This is a genomic window from Mycobacterium sp. (assembly GCF_032159765.1).
GTDB lineage: Bacteria > Actinomycetota > Actinomycetes > Mycobacteriales > Mycobacteriaceae > Mycobacterium.
Window position 1 is genome coordinate 26276 of sequence record NZ_JAVHWM010000144.1, and the last position, 19222, is coordinate 45497.

16 protein-coding genes and 1 pseudogene are annotated in these 19222 nt (G+C 65.4%); 7 read left to right on the forward strand and 10 right to left on the reverse strand.

The features are described from left to right. The first annotated feature begins 60 nt into the window (after nucleotides 1-60). Nucleotides 61-492 (forward strand): MarR family winged helix-turn-helix transcriptional regulator, encoded by a 432-nt coding sequence (locus QOH60_RS17290; protein WP_526422684.1) that lies wholly within the window; start codon nucleotides 61-63, stop codon nucleotides 490-492. Here QOH60_RS17290 and QOH60_RS17295 read toward each other — a convergent pair. Then, nucleotides 489-1214, reverse strand: coding sequence for a DUF72 domain-containing protein (locus QOH60_RS17295; protein WP_526422545.1), 726 nt, complete (start codon nucleotides 1212-1214; stop codon nucleotides 489-491). The genes QOH60_RS17290 and QOH60_RS17295 overlap by 4 nt on opposite strands. Then, the gene (locus QOH60_RS17300) at nucleotides 1211-1906 is read right to left on the reverse strand and encodes a TetR/AcrR family transcriptional regulator (RefSeq protein WP_526422547.1); all 696 of its coding nucleotides are present in this window, start codon (nucleotides 1904-1906) and stop codon (nucleotides 1211-1213) included. Before QOH60_RS17300 ends, QOH60_RS17295 begins: the two co-directional genes overlap by 4 nt. Nucleotides 1907-2011: 105 nt before the next feature. Between QOH60_RS17300 and QOH60_RS17305 the strand changes: the two genes are divergently transcribed. Genes QOH60_RS17305 through QOH60_RS17320 form a run of 4 tightly spaced genes read left to right on the forward strand, consistent with a single transcriptional unit; the run spans nucleotide 2012 to nucleotide 6789 of the window. Beyond that, complete coding sequence (locus QOH60_RS17305; RefSeq protein WP_526422549.1) at nucleotides 2012-3145, forward strand: VOC family protein; 1134 nt, start codon at nucleotides 2012-2014, stop codon at nucleotides 3143-3145. Continuing rightward, nucleotides 3142-4080, forward strand: coding sequence for a fumarylacetoacetate hydrolase family protein (locus tag QOH60_RS17310; protein WP_526422551.1), 939 nt, complete (start codon nucleotides 3142-3144; stop codon nucleotides 4078-4080). The genes QOH60_RS17305 and QOH60_RS17310 overlap by 4 nt, the downstream gene beginning before the upstream one ends. Beyond that, on the forward strand, nucleotides 4077-5609 hold the full coding sequence (locus QOH60_RS17315; RefSeq protein WP_526422553.1) for an FAD-dependent oxidoreductase: 1533 nt from the start codon (nucleotides 4077-4079) through the stop codon (nucleotides 5607-5609). The genes QOH60_RS17310 and QOH60_RS17315 overlap by 4 nt, the downstream gene beginning before the upstream one ends. After that, nucleotides 5602-6789 (forward strand): cytochrome P450, encoded by a 1188-nt coding sequence (locus QOH60_RS17320; protein WP_526422555.1) that lies wholly within the window; start codon nucleotides 5602-5604, stop codon nucleotides 6787-6789. Before QOH60_RS17315 ends, QOH60_RS17320 begins: the two co-directional genes overlap by 8 nt. Here QOH60_RS17320 and QOH60_RS17325 read toward each other — a convergent pair. The 8 genes and pseudogenes from QOH60_RS17325 to QOH60_RS17360 form a co-directional block, all read right to left on the reverse strand. After that, a complete protein-coding gene (locus tag QOH60_RS17325; RefSeq protein WP_526422557.1) occupies nucleotides 6776-7108 on the reverse strand; it encodes a TfoX/Sxy family protein in 333 nt (110 codons plus the stop codon). The genes QOH60_RS17320 and QOH60_RS17325 overlap by 14 nt on opposite strands. Before the next feature lie 177 nt (nucleotides 7109-7285). Then, a complete protein-coding gene (lon, locus tag QOH60_RS17330; protein ID WP_526422559.1) occupies nucleotides 7286-9601 on the reverse strand; it encodes an endopeptidase La in 2316 nt (771 codons plus the stop codon). A gap of 69 nt (nucleotides 9602-9670) precedes the next feature. Next, a complete protein-coding gene (locus QOH60_RS17335; protein ID WP_526422561.1) occupies nucleotides 9671-11005 on the reverse strand; it encodes an adenylate/guanylate cyclase domain-containing protein in 1335 nt (444 codons plus the stop codon). Between the two features lie 12 nt (nucleotides 11006-11017). Next, complete coding sequence (locus QOH60_RS17340; RefSeq protein ID WP_526422563.1) at nucleotides 11018-11938, reverse strand: formylglycine-generating enzyme family protein; 921 nt, start codon at nucleotides 11936-11938, stop codon at nucleotides 11018-11020. A gap of 30 nt (nucleotides 11939-11968) precedes the next feature. After that, entirely contained in the window at nucleotides 11969-12877 is a 909-nt protein-coding gene (locus QOH60_RS17345) for an HAD family hydrolase (protein WP_526422686.1), read from the reverse strand. Beyond that, nucleotides 12874-14418 carry an arylsulfatase gene (locus QOH60_RS17350; protein WP_526422565.1) on the reverse strand — a complete coding sequence of 515 codons (1545 nt, stop codon included), beginning with the start codon at nucleotides 14416-14418 and terminating at the stop codon, nucleotides 12874-12876. The genes QOH60_RS17345 and QOH60_RS17350 overlap by 4 nt, the downstream gene beginning before the upstream one ends. Before the next feature lie 351 nt (nucleotides 14419-14769). Then, nucleotides 14770-14978, reverse strand: a pseudogene (locus tag QOH60_RS17355) (sulfatase-like hydrolase/transferase); the annotation flags it as partial. An 85-nt stretch (nucleotides 14979-15063) separates the two neighbouring features. After that, on the reverse strand, nucleotides 15064-15705 hold the full coding sequence (locus QOH60_RS17360; protein ID WP_526422567.1) for an HhH-GDP family DNA glycosylase: 642 nt from the start codon (nucleotides 15703-15705) through the stop codon (nucleotides 15064-15066). Nucleotides 15706-15813: 108 nt separating this feature from the next. Between QOH60_RS17360 and QOH60_RS17365 the strand changes: the two genes are divergently transcribed. Both QOH60_RS17365 and QOH60_RS17370 read left to right on the forward strand, forming a co-directional pair. Beyond that, nucleotides 15814-18111, forward strand: a complete 2298-nt coding sequence (locus QOH60_RS17365; RefSeq protein ID WP_526422688.1) for an MMPL family transporter — start codon at nucleotides 15814-15816, stop codon at nucleotides 18109-18111. 47 nt (nucleotides 18112-18158) lie between these two features. After that, nucleotides 18159-19220: a type III polyketide synthase gene (locus tag QOH60_RS17370; protein WP_526422569.1), complete on the forward strand. Its 1062-nt coding sequence runs from the start codon at nucleotides 18159-18161 to the stop codon at nucleotides 19218-19220. Nucleotides 19221-19222: the final 2 nt, after the last annotated feature.

The window sequence follows — 19222 nt, forward strand, 5'->3', positions numbered from 1 at the left end:
TCCGTAGTATTATCCGCAGCCGTGGCAACGTCAAGGGCACTGCCCGCCGATCGGCACGCGATCGGACAGCTGCTGGTCAGGCTGCTCAGCGAGTTCCGCCGCGAACTCAGCGAGCCGATGGCCGAGCACGGCTATGGCGACATTCGCAGGCCGCACCTTCAGATCTGGGGCAACATCGGCTGGAACGGGATGCGGCTCACCGAGCTGGCCGCGAAGGCTGAGCTGAGCATGTCGGCCACGTCTGAACTCGTCAACGAACTCGAGACACTCGGATATCTCGGACGGGTGCCGGATCCCCGCGATGGTCGCGCCAAGCTGATTGTGCCCACCGATCGTGGTCACGAGGCGCTCATGGCCGCCGGGGTGCGTGTCTCCGAGATCGAGCAGCACTGGGGGAGGCTGGTCGGAGACCAGCGGTTCAACGATGCCTGCTACCTGCTCAACGAGCTGCTCAGTGAACTGGCCGCCGAGCGCGACGGCGGGGTCGACTAGACGCCCAGCATGGCCCGAAGCGAGCGTGCGTTGTTCACCGCGTAGCCATGTCCGTCGTTGTTGAAGTAGACGAGCACGTCGCGGCCCTGACCGTCCCACTCGGCGATGCGATCTGCCCACCATTGCAGGTCTGCGTCGGAATATGAACCGGCATAAAGCGATTCGACATCAGGACCGTGCATTCGCACGTACACGGTGTTCGCCGTCGCTCGCAGCACGCACGGCAGGCCGGCGCCACTCATCACCACATACGCTGCGCGGTGCCGCTGCAGCAACTCGTAGACGGCGTCGTCGTCCCATGACGGATGACGCAGCTCGACGGCGACCGGTATCCAGTCCGGCATCAGGGCGAGGAAGGCGTCCAGCCGCGCGTCGTCGCGCTGCTGTTGCGGATGTGTTTGCACCAGAAGCATTTCGCGCCGGTCGCCGAGCTCGCGCCAGCATCGTTCGAACCGCTCCACCCAGGCCTCCGGTGACTTCAGGCGGCGAAAGTGGGTCAGGCCGCGATGAGCCTTGACCGACATCGTGAAGCCGTCGGGAAGTCGCTCACGCCAGCCGGCGAACGTGGCATCCTTCGGCCACCGATAGAAGCTCGCGTTGAGCTCGACGGTGTTGAACTCGGCGGTGTACAACGCCAGGCGCTTGGCAACCGGCGTGCGCTCGGGATAGAGCAGGCCCATCCAATGGTCGTATGACCAGCCGGACGTGCCGATGCGGATCACGCCGCGGAGTCGGGTAGCGATGAGCCGCTTGCGCGAAGAGCAGAAGATTCGGTCAACTCGTCGAGGTCGGGAAGCGGCAGGCCGCAGATCTCGGCAGCCTCGGCCGCGGAAACGCCGAACATGATCAGCACGTCCTGCGTCACCCGGTCGGCGGCGGCGGCGTCGTCACGTTCGGGGTCGTCGGCAAGCAGCTGACCGAGCCCCATCAACGAACCGCCCGCGACCGCCAGCGCAAGAGCGGGATCGTCGACGGTGAACCGGTCCGCTTGTGTGGCAGAGACGATGTCGCGCAATGCCCGCGGCGCCAGCCCGCGGTCAGCCGATATCAATGTCAGCCCGCCGTTCAGCAGCACCCGGCTGAGATCGGGCCGGCGCCGGAATAGCCGGCCGGTGAGCCGGAAGCTGCGCGCGAACGTCAGCGCGGGGTCCTCGCCGTCGTCGGTGAGCCGGTCGAGCAACGCGCCGTGGGCGTCGAGCACCTCGTTCATCGCGGCCGAAAACAGCTGCTCTTTGCTGTCGAAGTGGTTGTAGAAGGAGCCCATGCCCACGTCGGCGGCTTGGGTGATCTCCAGCACGGGCACGTTGAACTTGCCCGCCGCCATGAAGACCTGGGCAGCGCGAACAAGCGCCGCTCGGGTCTGCATCTTGCGCCGTTCCAGGCGGCTCTCCCGAGCTGGGTTTACAGACGTCATAGGCAGATGTTAGCAAGGCATCCTCAATTCTGAGGATTTCGTCAAAACCCTTGACTGACGAGCCCCTCGTAAGTGACGATATCGTCAGTCAACAAAAGGAGAGCTGTGAGCACGTACGTCGACGCCCATTCGGGGCTGCACAGCGAGAAGGGCGCACGGCAGGGGGAACACCCCGGCCGCTCGAAGAATCCACTGATCAAGGTTCGCGACCTCGCCTGGCTGGAGTTCGAGAAGCCCGACCTCGACCGGGCCGAGGCGTTCGCCCACGCGTTCGGGTTCGGGGTGGTGTCGCGGACCGTGGACGAACTACAGCTGCGCGGGTCCGATGCCGGTTCGCCGTGCGTGATCATCCGCCGAGGTGCCAGATCGCGGTTCCTCGGTCCCGCGTTCGTCGTCGCGGACGACGCCGACATCAACCGGCTGGCGGCGGGGACGGGTGCCACGCCGCGCCCGCTTCCCGAATCGATCGGGGGGCTGACCGTGGATCTTGTGGACCCGAACGGGACACCGGTGCGCGTGGTCGCACCGACCAACCTCTTGGCCCAGCTGCCCGGACAGCAGCCGCACATGTTCAACTTCGGCGCCGAGGTGCGACGGGTCAACGCCACCCAGCGGCCGCCCCGCGAACCAGCGCGCGTGCAGCGGTTGGGCCACGTCGTGGTGCAGACGACGAAGTACGCCGAGTCGCTGAACTGGTACCTGGACCATTTCGGGCTGATCGTCAGCGATTTCCTTTTCTACGCCGGTCAGCGTGACCGCGGTCCGGTGATGAGCTTCATCCGCTGCGACCGCGCCTCGACGCCTGCTGACCACCACACGCTGGCGCTGGTTCTGGGCCCGGCGAGCCGCTACGTGCACTCGGCGTATCAGGTGTGCGACATCGACGCTGTTGCCGCTGGCGGGGAACACCTGAAAGCGCTTGGCTACCAGCGGTCGTGGGGGATCGGACGACACGTCCAGGGCAGTCAGATCTTCGACTACTGGCGTGACCCGGACGGCTTCATGGTCGAACACTTCAGTGACGGCGACATGTTCGACGCGTCGGTGCAGCCAGGGTGGGCGCCGATGACAGCATCGGGACTCGCCCAATGGGGACCACCGATCACCAAAGACTTCCTCGGGATCGCGCCGACAAAGGAGACGGCCCGGGAGCTGCGGTCGATGCTGACCGCGATTCGCGACGACAACGAGTTCGACTTCACCCGCCTGCGCGGACTACTGAAAGTGGCACGGACATGAGCATTTCGATTTACCACTCCTCTGACAGTTGGTGGGCGGGGACGCCCGATGGCGTCGCCAAGATCGACACCGCAGCGACGACCACCGCCCAGCTACTCGCCGACCGGCGGCCAATCGAGCAAGCGGCCGCCGGCACGTCGACCATCCCAGTGGAGAGCCTCGAGCTGCGCTCACCTGTGACGGCACCGTGCCGGGTGATCGCGCAGATGACGAACTTCGCGTCGCACGTCGTGGACGCGGGCATGAATCCAAAAGCTGTGCCGCTCACATTCTTTCGCAAAGCGTCGGGTTCCATCAGCGGGCCCGCCGACGACATCGTCAAGCCCGGGCACGTCCGGCTGCTTGACTACGAGGTCGAGATCGGGCTCGTCATCGGGCGCGACATCCCAGTCGGTACGGCGATTACTGCCGACAACCTAGCCGACTACGTCTGCGGGCTGGTGGTGACCAACGACGTGTCCGCGCGTGACGTTCAGTTGACGAAAACCCAGTTCTACGAAGCAAAGTCGTATCCGACATTCACTCCGGTCGGACCCGCGCTGGTACTCCTCGATGCCGACGAACTCAGCAGGTTCGGTGAGTTGCGAATGCGCCTGTGCGTGAACGGCGAACTGCGCCAGGACGCTGTCGTCGACGGCGACATGATCTATCAACCCGTCGAGGCGCTTACGGCGCTCACCCGCTTCCAGCGCATGTCCGTCGGTGATCTCGTGCTGACGGGCACCCCGGTCGGCACGGCGTTGTCCGCTCCGCCGAAACCGGTGCAGAAGATCGCGTCACTGTTGCCCGATGACATGAAGTGGAAGATGTTCTTCAAGGGGCAGGCGAAGAACACCAAGTATCTGCACGACGGCGACGTGGTCGAAGCAACCGTCGTCACCGACGACGGCAAGATCGATCTCGGCACGCAACGCAACGTGGTCAGGTACGGATGAGCCACGCCACCATGCCCGTCGTCATCGTGGGTGCCGGGCCCACCGGAGTCACGGCCGCTACCTTGCTCGCCCAGTACGGGGTGGAGTGCCTGGTGCTGGATCGGTGGGCTGAGATGTATCCGCAGCCGCGGGCCGTCCACCTCGACGACGAGGTGTATCGGATCCTCGGCCGGCTCGGCGTCGCCGACGGGTTCGCCGCAATCTCTCGGCCGACCCTCGGGCTTCAGCTGCGTGACCAGAACATGGCTGTGCTCGCTGAGTTCCGGCGCGATGCCGTCCTGAGCGCCAACGGATATCCGCAAGCCAACATGTTCGATCAGCCGCGCTTCGAAGCGCTGCTGCGAGAGAACCTCATGCGCTGCCCCAAGGCCACATTGCGCTGCGCCGCCGAGGTCACGGAGATCGCCGAGACCGATGGGAGGGTGCTGGTGACATACACCGACCGGGTCAGCGGCGACCAGCATCAGGTAAAAGCTGATTTCGTACTCGGGTGCGACGGCGCCAACAGCCTCGTCCGCACGGCGATCGGCTCGTCGATGGGAGACCTGAAATTTCAACAGCGCTGGCTCGTCGTCGACGTCGAGACCGAAGCCGAGTTGAACCAGTGGGAGGGTGTCCATCAAGTGTGCGATCCGCAGCGCGCCGCAACGTTCATGCGCGGAAGTGACACCCGCTACCGTTGGGAGTTCCGGTTGCTGCCCGGCGAGAAGGCCGCCGACTTCGACAGCGCCACGACGCTCTATCCGCTCGTTCGTCCCTGGATGAACGGCGTTGCGCCGGCTGAGCTGAGGATCGTCCGTGTCGCCGAGTACACCTTTCGCGCCCAGATTGCAGATCGATGGCGGCGAGGCAATGTCTTCCTGCTCGGCGACGCGGCGCATCTGACTCCTCCGTTCATCGGCCAGGGGATGGGCGCGGGTTTGCGCGACGCGATGAACCTGTGCTGGAAACTTGCGGCGGTGTGCAACAGTTGGCTCCCCGCGTCGGCTCTGGAAAGCTATGAGCAGGAACGCAAGCCGCACGTGCGGCACGTGATCCGATTCGCGCTGGCGGTGGGCAGGGCGATGACCGCAGGCGGCGAGGTTGGCAACCTCGTCCGGCGTGTCGTGGTGCCGCGGCTGCACCTGATCCCGGGAGTCCGCGCCAAGGTCGTCGACAGCACGACGCCGCGGCTTTCGCACGGCGCGCTGGTGTTGCCGGGACGCGGGCGACGGCACCTGGCCGGCCGCCTGTGCCCGAATCCCGTTTTGCCACACGGTGAACGCTTCGATGCGGTCGTCGGGCACCGGTTCGCCGTCGTCACCTGTACAGAGCCCAGCGAGAAGCAGCGTGACACCGTGACCCGGCGCGGCGCCGTCGTCGTGACTGCGGAAAAGGGCAGCGACCTCGCGCGGTGGCTGCACTCCGGACGCGCCACGGCGGCCGTCGTTCGCCCCGACGGGACCGTGATGTGTGCCGGTCGCGAGGTCGCCGACGTCTGTTCTGCCGTGCCCGTTTTCGCCCCTGAGAGGACGTTGGCCGATGCGTAGACCAACCGATGTGCCGGCGTACTCGCCCAACGTGTACTCACCGCAGGCGATCGTCGACCCGTACCCGCACTACACGCGTCTGCGTGAGCTGGGGCCGGTGGTATGGCTGCGCAAACAGCGGGTGTACGCGCTGCCGCGGTTCGCCGAATGCAAGGCCGTGCTGCGTGACGACGAGACGTTTATTTCGGGTAAGGGGGTGGCTCTCAATCCCTTTGCGAATAAACTCTCCAAAGGCACCACGCTCAACAGCGACGGCGACGAACACGGTCAGCGCCGTAAACTGGTGGCGCACCGGTTGCTGCCGCGCGCGTTGCGGGCGATGACCGACGACATCGAACGTCAGGCCGATCAGATCGTTGCAGCAGCGTTGGCTCGCAAAGAAGTTGACGGTGTCGCAGACCTCGCCCGCGCGCTGCCGCTGTCGATCGTTCCCGACCTCGTGGGTTGGCCGGAGTACGGTCGTGAGAATCTCCTGCGCTGGGGCGCAGCGACTTTCGACTTCCTCGGCCCACTCAACCGCTATTTTGCGGCGTCGACGGTTGCCAGTCTGCAGATGCTGCGCTTCTCCAACGAGGTGGTGCGGCGCAGGTCGGTGATGGCCGGAAGCATGGGCCACGACATACTCGCCGCGGCCGACGCCGGGGAACTTCCGCGTGATGAGTGCGCGAAGCTGATGGTCGACTACCTTGTGCCGTCGCTGGATACCACGATCAGCGGAATTGCCAATGCGTTGGCGTTGTTTGCGATGGACCCCGAGCAGTGGAAGCTTCTTCGCACCGAACCTGCCCTGCTGCCGAATGCGATCAACGAGGTCTTGCGGTTCGAATCGCCACTACGGGCGTTCACCCGAAAGGTGGCCCGTTCCTCCGGTATTGCGAATACGAGCCTTCCGGCCGGAGCTCGCGTGCTGGTGCTGTACGCGTCGGCGAATCGCGACGAACGGGAGTGGCAGGACCCCGACACGTTCGATATCACACGGGATGCCAACCGGCAGCTGGGGTTTGGGCATGGCGCTCATGCCTGCGCCGGTCAGGGCCTGGCACGCCTTGAGACTCAGGCGATGCTGACCGCGTTGATGAACAGGGTCGAGCGCATCGAGCTCACGGGTAAGCCCACGTGGGCGCTCAACAACATCATCCGGTGCCACAAAGAGTTGCCGTTGCGGCTCATTTCGGCTTGAGGGACTTCGCGTAGCCGGCGCCCCGCGAGACCCAGGTCTGCAGTTGACGTTTCGTCGTCACGCCCTCGGTGGCGACGCGCAGCCACCCGCGCGTCTGGCGGCCGGCCATCACCATGGGGCTGACGTGCTTGCCGTGCAGCAGGTTGGCGGTGTCCTCGGGCGGCACCCGCACCATCAGGCCGCCCTTGCCGCTGGCGGCCACCGCCATGTTGCCGTTGATCAGGAACGCGAGCCCGCCGAACATCCGCTTCTCCTCGACCCCGCGTTCACCGCTGATGAGTTCACGGATCCGGTCGGCGAGGTCCTCGTCGTACGCCATGTCTCCATTTTGCGCGAGCGTGCGTGTCTGCGGCCGACACGCCGACAAAACACCGAAGAATGTGCACGCTCGCGCAGGCAGCGTCTGGCCAGACATCGGTCGAGGGCCATCATCGCCGAGCAGACGCAAACGCCCCTAGTTCCCATCGGAAATAGGGGCGTTTGCGTCTTGTCGCGGTCAGGCAGCGGCTGTTGCCGCCTCAGTGGCCTCCAGCGCCAGCGCGACGATCTCGGCCACGTCGGTCATCGGTCGCACGTCGAGCGCCTCCAGCACTTCGGCGGGGACGTCGTCGAGGTCGGGCTCGTTGCGCTGCGGGATGAACACCGTCTTCAGCCCGGCGCGCTGGGCGGCCAGCAGCTTCTGCTTGACGCCGCCGATCGGCAGCACGCGGCCGTTCAGCGTGACCTCGCCGGTCATCCCGACATCGGAACGCACCTGCCTGCCTGTCGCCATCGACACCAACGCGGTGACCATCGTGACGCCCGCCGAAGGACCGTCCTTAGGCACCGCGCCCGCGGGCACGTGGACGTGGATCTTGCGGTCCAGCGCCTTCGGGTCGACACCCAGCGCTGCAGCATGCGAGCGCACATAGGAGAGCGCGATCTGCGCCGATTCCTTCATCACGTCGCCAAGCTGGCCTGTCAGCTGCAGCCCGGGCTCACCATCGGTCGCACCGGCCTCGATGTACAGCACGTCTCCGCCGAGTCCCGTCACCGCGAGGCCTGTCGCCACACCCGGAACCGCGGTGCGTTCTGCCGACTCCGGCGTGAACCGCGGCCGCCCGAGGTATCCGACGAGGTCGGGCTCATCGATGACGATCGCACTTGCGTCCTCGGCGAGCTTCGTCGTGGCCTTGCGCAGCGCCTTGGCCAGCAGCCTTTCGAACTGCCGCACCCCGGGCTCACGCGTGTAGTCCGCGGCGATCTTGCGCAGCGCGTCCTCCGTCACGGTCACCTCGTCGTCGGTCACTGCCGCCTTCTCCCGCTGCCGGGGCAGCAGGAAGTCGCGAGCGATCGCGACCTTGTCGTCCTCGGTGTAGCCGTCGATTTGCACGAGCTCCATCCGGTCCAGCAACGCCGACGGGATGTTCTCGATGACGTTGGCCGTCGCCAGGAACACGACATCGGACAGGTCCAGATCCAGGTCGAGGTAGTGGTCGCGGAACGTGTGGTTCTGCGCGGGGTCCAGCACCTCCAGCAGTGCCGCCGACGGGTCGCCGCGGTAATCCGAGCCGACCTTGTCGATTTCGTCGAGCAGCACCACCGGGTTCATCGACCCGGCCTCACTGATCGCGCGCACGATCCGGCCGGGCAGCGCGCCCACGTAAGTGCGCCGGTGACCGCGGATCTCGGCCTCGTCACGCACACCGCCAAGGGCGACGCGAACGAACTTGCGGCCCAATGCCCGTGCGACACTCTCGCCGAGCGACGTCTTACCCACGCCGGGCGGTCCGGCCAGTGCCATCACGGCCCCGGAACCCCGGCCGCCGATCACCTGCATGCCACGCTGAGCGCGACGCGCGCGCACGGCCAGGTACTCGACGATGCGGTCCTTGACGTCGTCCAGCCCGTGGTGGTCGGCATCGAGGATCTCTCGCGCGGCCTTCAGGTCCGTGGAGTCCTCAGTGCGGACGTTCCACGGCATGTCCAGCACGGTGTCCAGCCAGGTGCGGATCCAGCCGCCCTCGGGACTCTGCTCACTGGTGCGTTCCAGCTTGCCGACCTCCCGCAGCGCGGCCTCGCGCACCTTCTCGGGCAGATCGGCGGCCTCGACACGGGCCCGGTAGTCGTCGGAGCCGTCTGGCTCGCCTTCGCCGAGCTCCTTGCGGATCGCGGCCATCTGCTGGCGCAGCAGGAATTCCTTCTGCTGCTTCTCCATGCCGGTGCGGACGTCCTCGGCGATCTTGTCGTTCACCTCGGTCTCGGCCAGGTGGTCGCCGGTCCAGTCGATGAGCACGCGCAGCCGCTCGGCCACGTCGGGTGTCTCCAGCAGCTGGCGCTTCTGCTCGGCGGTCAGGTACGACGCGTAGCCTGCCGTGTCGGCCAGGGCCGACGGGTCCGTCAACTGATTGACCATGTCGACGATCTGCCACGCCTCACGCCGCTGCAGCATCGCGAGCAGCAGCTTCTTGTACTCGGCGGCCAGCGCGGTCGTGGACTCGTCTGCTGGGCCTTCTTCGACCTCGGTCACCTCGACCCACAATGCCGCGCCCGGTCCGCTGGCACCGGCGCCGATGTGCGCGCGTTGCTCGCCGCGGATCACTGCGGCCACACCACCGGCGATGCGTCCGACCTGCACGATCGACGCGATCACCCCGTACGACGGGTAGCGGTCGTCCAGCCGGGGGGCGATCAGCAATTTGCCGGAATCGGTGCCCCTGGCCGCCTCAACCGCAGCCCGGGCCGCGTCGTCGAGCGCGATCGGCACCACCATCGACGGCAGCACCACCTGGTCGCTGACGAACAGCACCGGGACGGTAATTGGTTCAGGCATTGGTCCTCCAAAGTTAAGCCTGTTGCGCTCAACCCCGGATACGCGTGGTTTGTTCCCTGCCGAACGCGGTTAGCGAACGGGTGCGGTCACCCGAAAGATCTCGATCTCCTCCGCGACGCCCTTAAGGCGATGGGCGCCGAGGCTATCGAAATGCAGGCCCGAGCCTGCCGACAGGTCGCGAACCGTTCGACTGACAAGCACTTCGTCGGCTCCCGCCATCGCCCCGATGCGCGCGCCGACGTGGATCGCGAGCCCGCTCCACTCGTCGCCGCGGCGCTCGCATTCGCCAGTGTGAACCCCCACCCGGACGCGAATACCTCTGGCGGCAAGCGCGGGAACCAGGTCGAGACTGCACCGCGCGGCCCTGGTCGGGCCGTCGAAAAGCGCGAAGACGCCATCGCCGGTGTGTTTGACGCGCCGGCCGCCGTACTTCTCCAACAGCCAGTCGACAAGCTTGTCGTGGGCGTCGAGCTGACGACGCCACTGGGCATCGCCTTGCGTGCTGATCTGCTCGGTGGAGCCGACGATGTCGGTGAACAACACAGTCGAGAGCACGCGTTCTCCGGTGTCGTCGGCAGGCTTGCCACTGACGAAGTTCACCACTTCGGCCGCCAACTGATCGTCCAACAGCGAGTGCGGGCCCGGTGGCAGCTCGAGGAACCGCGCATTCGTCATCGCCGAGGCAAGCGCTTTGGCACCTTCTATCGGGGCGACATCGTCGCCTTGCCTGCCCATGACCAGGGTCGGCGTGTGGACCGAACTCAGGACACCGCGCACATCGCTGTCCAACAGGGCCTGCCACAGCATGCGGCACATCGCAGGACTGACCCCTGACCGTTGGGCCCGACCGTAGAAGTCGCGGAATCCAGGTACGTCGGCGATCGGGCCGAAGAACAAATCGGCGAGCGCACCTTCACCCCAATGCAATTCGATTTCCTCGAGGATTTCGCGCGACGCGTCGGCCGTGAAGCCCCAGGGGTGGTCCGGTAACTCCTGGGAAAAACGCGCCAGCGCACCGTACAGCGCGAGCGAATCGACTCGTTGCGGATACGTCGCGGCGAACAGGATGCTCATCGGGCCGCCCTCCGACATACCGAACATCGACGCGGTATCCGCGCCGACCGCGTCCATCACCGCTCGCATATCGTCCATGCGCTCGTCGAGCGGCGGCACGTGCGTCACCGGATCCGACAGCCCCGTGCCACGCTTGTCCCACGTAATGAGCCGCGTGCCACGAGCGAGCGCTTCAACAAAAGTTATGAACGGCATCGAGGGGTCGGTCCACAGATCCACGTTGCTGAACCAGCCGGGGTTCCACACGAGTGTGGTGTCGCCCTCCCCAAACACGCGGTAAGCGAGTCGCACCGAGCCGTTTCGGGCGTAGTGCACACCGCCGTCTTTCATGTCCACATCCTGTCAGGCTGGGGTTATTTCGCGGCGGATGCACCGAAAGCCGATGTGACTCATGCCTGTGTCGATCATCTGCGGCCGACGCGCCGCGGGCCGGTAGCGGCGGCAGTAGCTGTCCGCACAGAGGAACGACCCGCCCTTGATCACCTTGCGCGGCACCTTGAACTGAGGTTGCTGTGGGTCGTAACTGTCTGCGGCACAACAGCTTTCGCCTGCACGCGTGTCGGCATACCAGTCAACCGTCCATTCCCACACGTTGCCGGCCATGTCGTACAAGCCGTACCCGTTAGACGGAAAGCTGGCGACGGGGGAGGTGCGCCCGTATCCCGGATCGGGTCGCCACGGGAACTCGCCGTGCCAGTAGTTGGCCAGCCGCTGATCTGGCGCCTCGGGATCGTCCCCCCACGTGAAGGCCGCGCCGGCCAGCCCGCCACGAGCCGCAACTTCCCATTCCGCCTCCGTGGGAAGCGTGAGACCTGCCCACCGTGCGTAGGATTCGGCGTCTCCGTACGCGATATGCACGACGGGGTGGTGCGCGCGTTTTTCAATCGACGAGTGCGGACCCGCAGGATGCCGCCACGACGCACCCGGTGTCCACGTCCACCACTGACTCAGATGCCGCAAATCAACGGGGCCGGCGGTCCGGGTGAAAACCATCGACCCCGGCTGCAGGTTCTCGACGGGCGCGCCGGGGTAGTCGGCCGGGTTCAGCGGACGTTCCGCGACGGTGACATAGCCCGTGGCGTCGACGAACTCTGCGAACTCCGCGTTGGTCACCGCGCAGGGCTGGATCCAGAATTCGTCGACACTGACCTCGCGCACGGGCGCCTCTTCGGGGTAATGCTCGTCGGATCCCACGACGGCGGTTTGCGCCGGAATGCGCACCAAGCCCCGAGACTGCTGGGAGATCGCGTTTTCGCGCCTCAACGCGATCTCCCAGCAGTCTCGAGGTAGGAGTCAGCCACCGAAGACCGTTGTCCAGTCGTTGCGCATGCTGACAACGGTCCAGCCATCCGTCGACGCCTGCTCCAGCGACTTCTCCGCGCCTGCGGTGTAGGCGAATTCGCGTTCGTCATCGTCGTGCAGCACCAGCATGCAGAGCGACGGGCCGGGGCCCGCGGCGGCGTGCTGGAGCATCTGGATGTCGCCGTTGGAGTTGCCCGCCGCCAGGATTGGCCGCCGCCCCGTGCGGCCCCAGATGCGCACGGGCTTGACCGGGCCGTCGTCGAGAAACTCCGGCGTGGACGTGGTCCGCAGGTGGCCGTCGACGAAATCCAGGCCCACCGAACTGCCGATCACCCGCTCGGGGGGAATGCCGTACATCGCACCGGCGACCGGCCGCATGAAGTCGCGTCCTCCGCCGGAGGCGATGTAGCAGGTGAACCCGTTGGACTCCAGGTAGCGCAGCAGCTCCACCATCGGAACGTAGCCGCACTCGGTGTACGGGCGGCCCAACGTGGGGTGCGTACCCTCGGCGAAGAAGTTCTTCACCCGCTCGGCGTGCTCCTCGACCGTCAGCCCTGCATAGGCCGAAAGTATCCCTCCGGCAAGCACTTTCATCGCCGAGTCGTCCCCGTTGTAGTGTTTGGTGACGGCGTCGCCGAACCAGGCCAGATCGCCGTCGGCGGCGGCCTTGTAGGGTTGCCGGTCCTTTAGAGACGGGTCGGCAGTGGCCTGTTCGGCCAGCCTGCGAACGAGGAAGTCCAACTGGATGTAGGCCGGCTTCTCACACCACAGAGTGCCGTCGTTGTCGAAAACCGCGACGCGTTGCTCGGGCGGCACGTCGGTGTTGACGCGCGCGACGAAGTCGACCACCGCCGACTTCGCCGGCCCGTCATTCCAGGACGCTAAGTCAGCCAACGTCAGCCGCCGCGAGACGCAAGGAAGGCCTCCAACTGTTCGACAGCGTGGTTGATGGTGAACGACGCCGGTTCCTGGCGTGGCGGGAACTCCTTGAAGGTCTCCAGGAACTGAGTCACGATCGCCGAGCCGTAGAACATCAAGTACAGACGGTCGATCAGCCAGTCCCAGTAGGTGTTCGACGTGACGTCGGCGTGTTCGAAGGGATCGGTCCGCAGATTGAACAACTTCGGCGCCCGCAACGCGGTGAACGGTTCGAACCACACTTGCAGCGTGCCGGGGCAGCGCTGCTCCATGAAAACGATCTTCCAGTGCTCGGCCCGGATGCCCAGTACGTCACCGTCGTCGGAGAAGTAGATCATCCCGCGCCGTGGGCTTTTCTCGACCTCACCCGTGAGGTACGGAATCAGGTTGTATCCGTCGATGTGGACCTTGTACGTCATGTCTCCGATCGTGAGGCCGGCCTTGAGCTTGTCGACGATGTCCGGGTCGCCCGCAGCCGCGAGGAACGTTGGCAACCAGTCATGGTGCTGCACAATCTCATTCGATACCGAACGGGGCTTGATTTTGCCCGTCCAGCGGATCATCTCCGGTATCCGGAAGGCGCCCTCCCAGTTAGTGGCCTTCTCGCTGCGGAAGGGCGTCGTCGCACCGTCGGGCCAGCTGTTGGCGTGCGGACCGTTGTCCGTCGAATAGATGACGATGGTGTCCTCGGCGATGCCGAGTTCGTCGACCAGGTCAAGCAACTGACCGACGTTGCGGTCGTGGTCGATCATCGTGTCGTGGTAGGGCGACTGCCAGCGTCCGGCCTGTCCCTTGCTCTCCGGCTTGGTGTGTGTCCGGAAATGCATGTGGGTCATGTTCATCCAGACGAAGAAGGGGGTACCGGCGTCGTGCTGGCGCTTGATGAAATCGATGCACGCGGAGGTGGTTTCGTCGTCGATCGTCTCCATGCGCTTCTTGGTCAGCGGTCCGGTGTCCTCGATGCGCTGCTTGCCGACGGGCCCGTACCTATCGTCTACCTCGCCGGAATCATCCTCGGTTGCCCAGGAATGGATCACACCGCGCGGTAGCAGCGCCTTGCGGAGCAGCGGCGCCTCCTCGGCGGTGGGGTAATCCTCGTGTTCGGGTTCCTCCTCGGCGTTGAGGTGGTACAGGTTGCCGAAGAACTCGTCGAACCCATGGGCGGTCGGCAGGTACTTGTTCAGGTCGCCGAGGTGGTTCTTGCCGAACTGTCCTGTGGCGTAACCCATCGGCTTGAGCAGTTCCGCGATCGTGGGGTCTTCCTTCTGCAGGCCGACATCGACACCCGGCATGCCGACCTTGCTCATTCCGGTGCGGTAGACGCTCTGTCCGGTGATGAACGACGACCGGCCCGCGGTACAGCTCTGCTCGCCGTAGGAATCGGTGAAAAGCATTCCCTCATCGGCGATCCGGTCGATGTTGGGCGTGAAGTAGCCCATCATGCCGCGGCTGTAGCAGCTGAGGTTGGAGATACCGATGTCGTCACCCCAGATGACGAGAATGTTCGGCTTTGAATCAGGCATGCGCAATCCCTTTCTTGAATTGTCGGACCTGTGGATGGGCGGCATGCCCTAGTCGGCCGCCAGGAATTCGTTGAGCTTCTTGACGATCTGATCGATGCTGAAGCTGGCCGGCTCGTGGCGCGGCGGGAACTCCTTGAACGTGTCGAGCTTCGGCACCCGCAGCGGTGTGAACGGCTCGGCCCAGATCCGCAGCGTGCCCTGGCAACGTCGCTCCGCGAACACGATCTTCCAGTTCTCGTAGCGCATCGCGACCAGTTCCGCGTCGTCGTTGAAGTAGAAGAACCCCCGCCTCGGGCTGTGCTCGACCTCGCCCATCAGGTACGGCATCAGGTTGAACCCGTCGATGTGGACCTTGTACTCGACGTGGCCGCTGATGAAGGCCGCACGCCTCGCAGTGCAGCTTTGCTCGCCGTAAGAGTCGGTGAAGCGCATGCCTTCGCTGGCGATGCGGTCGATGTTCGGAGTGCGATAACCCATCAGCCCATCGCTGTAGCAACTCAAGTTCGAGATCCCGATGTCGTCGCCCCAGATACGAGGATGTTCGGTTTCCCAGCTGGCATGGGGGACTCCTTCGAGAGATAACCGACCCGCCTACAAATCTACTGATGTATGTGGCTCTACCGCTGACGATTCGATGAGAGTTCGTCAGCCCCGCATCCGCGTGCGCAGATCGTCGTCGAGGGACACCCGGATCAGCGCAGCCGCGAGACGGGATTGACTTCTCGGCGCGAGTTTCGCTAGCTCCTCGGGGTCGGTCGGCAGCCCGAGTTTGCGCGCGGACGTGATGGCCTTCGTGTCGAAGTAGGGTCGCGCCCACGTCCACACGTCCTGTACTTCGCGCAAGAAGATGTCGGCACCCGTGTCGCCGATTCCCTTGAATTCCTTCAACAATTTCTTCGTCGCGGCCGGATCGCGGTGTGCTTCGTCGGCCAAGCGACGGAGGTCACCGCCGTATTTGTCCTTCGCCATAGCCGCCATCTCCGGGAGCCGGCTGGCGGTGCTCTCGTCGTAGCGCGCGTAGCTCGCCCGGCCGAACGCCTTGATCATCGCCGAGCGATCGGCCTTCGAAACGGCCGCAGGGCTACGCAGCCCCAGTGCGAATAATTCCTTTGCCGCCGCGACCGCGATCTCAGCGGAAATCGGCTTGCTCATCATCGAACACAACATCAGCAACTGGAACAGCGGCCGGGGAGTGTCCGTGAGAGTGATGCCCGCCGCAGTCGCGTACGTCGTGCCCGCGGTCTTCAGCAACTTCCGAGCAAGCCCACGTGGGTCGTCGACTGCCATGCGCCTGACGTACCCGGTCCTCGCCGGAGGTGAACCCCCGAAATCGCTCCGTCGTATCTAACGTGAGGGCCCGATGATCCGCCGAGGCAACCGAAAGTGGGTGCGCACCTGCTGCAGCACATCGCACGGATGGCCATCGCTGCGCCCCGACGGGTCGTCGCCGCCGCGGCGCTGCTGACGGTTGCGCTCGGCATCTTCGGTGTGCCCGTGGCTAAAAGCCTGTCCGCCAGCGGTTTCAATGATCCCACCGCCGAGTCCTCGAAGGCCACGGAACTGTTGGCCAACAAGTTCGGCCAGGGTGACGTCCAGCTACTCATCGTGGTGTCGACCCCCGCCGGTGTCGAATCCCAAGACGCCAGAGTGACAGGCTCCGACATCGTCGACCAGCTCCACCACTCATCGCACGTCGCCAGTGTCATCTCTCCGTGGACCTCACCCCCTGCGGAGGCCAGGACACTGGTCAGCAGGGACAACCGATCCGGCCTGATCGTCGCGGGCATTACCGGCGCCGAACGCGACCAGCAGACGTACGCCAAGGAATTGTCCGAAAAGGTGACACAACGCCGCGACGGTGTGACGGTCCAAACCGGCGGCGTCGCGATGCTCAACGTGCAGATCACCGAGCAGTCGCAGCGTGACCTTCTCCTGATGGAATCGATCGCGATTCCGCTCAGCTTCCTGGTGCTCGTCTGGGTGTTCGGTGGGCTGCTCGCGGCTGCGCTGCCCGTGGCCGTCGGCGGAATGGCGATCCTGGGCGCACTGGCCGTACTTCGAGCATTCTCGATCTTCACCGACGTGTCGATCTTCGCGCTCAACTTGAGCGCCGCCATGGGCCTGGCGCTGGCGATCGACTACACACTGCTGATGGTCAGCCGCTTCCGCGACGAGGTGGCCGACGGCGCAGCCACGAACGACGCCGTCATGCGCACCATGACGTCAGCGGGCCGGACGGTGGTGTTCTCTGCCACGACGGTCGCGTTGTCGGTGGCAGTGCTGGTGTTGTTCCCGATGCACTTCCTGAAGTCTTTCGCCTACGCGGGCGTCGCGACCGTCGCATTCGCCGCGGCGTCAGCACTCGTCGTCACGCCGGCCGCGCTGACGCTGCTCGGTGGCCGGCTGGACTCGCTGGACCTCCGGCGCGGCGCGCGTCGCCTCTTGCGCAGACCCGACCCTGCGCCAGTGCCCGTCGAGCACCTGTTCTGGTATCGGTGGACGAAAGTCGTTCTGCGCCATGCAATTCCCATCGGGCTGGCCACGACCGCGGTGCTCGTGCTGCTCGGCTTACCTTTCCTCGGAGTCCGGTGGGGGCTTCCCGACGAGCGCGTCCTTCCCCGTTCGGCGTCGGCTCACCAGGTAGGAGATCAGCTGCGCAACGACTTCGCCGAAAATTCTGCGACCGCTGTCACCGCCGTCATACCCGACGCCGCGAACCTCACCGCTTCCGACGTGGAGCGATATGCCGCCAACCTCTCCCGCGTGCAGGACGTGACGGCTGTCTCCGTCCCCACTGGCACCTGGGTCGCCGGGGCCCCGGTCGGTCCGCGCTCCGCTCCAGCGGGGGATGCTGACGGCAGCATGTTCCTCACAGTCGCCAGCTCGGCGCCGCTGTTCTCCTACCGATCCGAAGCCCAACTCGACCACCTGCACGCGGTGCCGGGCCCGGACGGTCGACACGTCCAGTTCACCGGCGCCGCGCAGATCAACCGCGACAGTGTGGACGCCATCACTTCACGGCTGCCGCTGGTGTTGGGCGCGATCGCCGTCATCATGTTCGTGCTGCTGTTCCTTCTCACCGGAAGTGTGGTGATGCCGCTGAAAGCGTTGGCGCTCAACGTCTTGTCGTTGACAGCCGCGTTCGGCGCCATGGTGTGGATATTCCAGGACGGACACCTGGGCGCGCTGGGAACGACGCCGACGGGCACGTTGGTGGCGAACATCCCGGTGCTGATGTTCTGCATCGCGTTCGGCTTGTCGATGGACTACGAGGTGTTCCTGGTCTCCCGGATCCGCGAGTTTTGGCTCGCATCTCGGCGGACCCGCCCGGACGATGATTCTTCTGCTCCTCGTGTCCGCGCCGACAACAGTGTCGCCCTCGGCATCGCCCGGACCGGGCGCGTGATCACAGCCGCGGCGCTGGTGATGTCGATTTCGCTCGCAGCGCTGATCGCTGCGCACGTGTCCTTCATGCGGATGTTCGGGCTCGGGCTGACGCTGGCCATCCTCGCCGACGCCACGCTGGTGCGCATGGTGTTGGTGCCCGCGTTCATGCATGTGATGGGGCAGTGGAACTGGTGGGCACCGAAGTGGATGACCGCGGTGCACGAGCGCCTTGGCCTCTCTGACGGTCACGCCGCCGGTATCCCGGAGAGCGGGCACATGCACGTCGCCGATTCCCGCCATAGCTAGCGATTGAACCAAGGCCAGCCTTACTACGTGTCCAAAGAGTGGACTCCATGTCTGTCATCGCTGGGGTGCAGGGTTCGCTACCACCCCATCGCTACACGCAGGATGAATTCGCCGATGCCATCACGCGATTCCCCGGCTTCGGGGAGCACGAGCAGATCATCCGCGCCCTGCACAAGAGCGCGAAGGTCGACACCCGCAACATCGTCGTGCCGCTCGATCGGCTCACCTCGCTGAACGACTTCGGCGACGCGAACGACATCTACATCGAGCGGGCGGTGGACCTTGGTTGCGAGGCCATCTCGGCCGCTCTCAACGAGGCCGGCCTGGACGCCGCCGACGTCGATCTTATTGTGACGACCACGGTGACCGGTCTGGCGGTGCCGTCGCTGGATGCCCGGATTGCGATGCGGCTCGGACTGCGACCCGATGTGCGACGGGTGCCGATCTTCGGTCTCGGTTGCGTTGCCGGCGCAGCGGGATTGGCGCGCCTGCACGATTACTTGCGGGGAGCTCCCGACGATGTCGCTGTGTTGCTGGCGGTCGAGATGTGCTCGTTGACGTATCCGGGAGCGGAACCGACGATGGCGACGCTGGTGGGAAGCGCGCTGTTCGCCGATGGCGCGGGAGCGGTGGTCGCGGTGGGCGAGCGTCGCGCCGAGAAGATCAACGCACACGGGCCCGACGTGCTGGCCTCGCGCAGCCGGCTCTACCCCGACTCCTTGGGCACGATGGGATGGAAAATCAGTGCCACCGGCTTCGAACTCCTGCTTCTCCCTGACCTGCCCGAGATCATCGAGCGCTACCTGGCCGACGACGTGACCGCATTCTTGTCGGATCACGATTTGTCGATCGCCGACATCGGCTCGTGGGTGAGCCATCCCGGCGGCCCCAAGGTGCTCGAGGCAATCAACGCCGCACTGGCGTTGCCCGACGACGCCCTCGAGTTGGCGTGGCGTTCCCTGGGCGAGATCGGCAATCTCTCCTCGGCATCGGTCTTGCACATCCTGCACGACACCATCGCCAAGCAGCCGCCCAGCCGCACTCCTGGGGTTCTGATGGCGATGGGTCCAGGCTTCTGCGCGGAGCTCGTGTTGCTGCGCTGGCACTGACG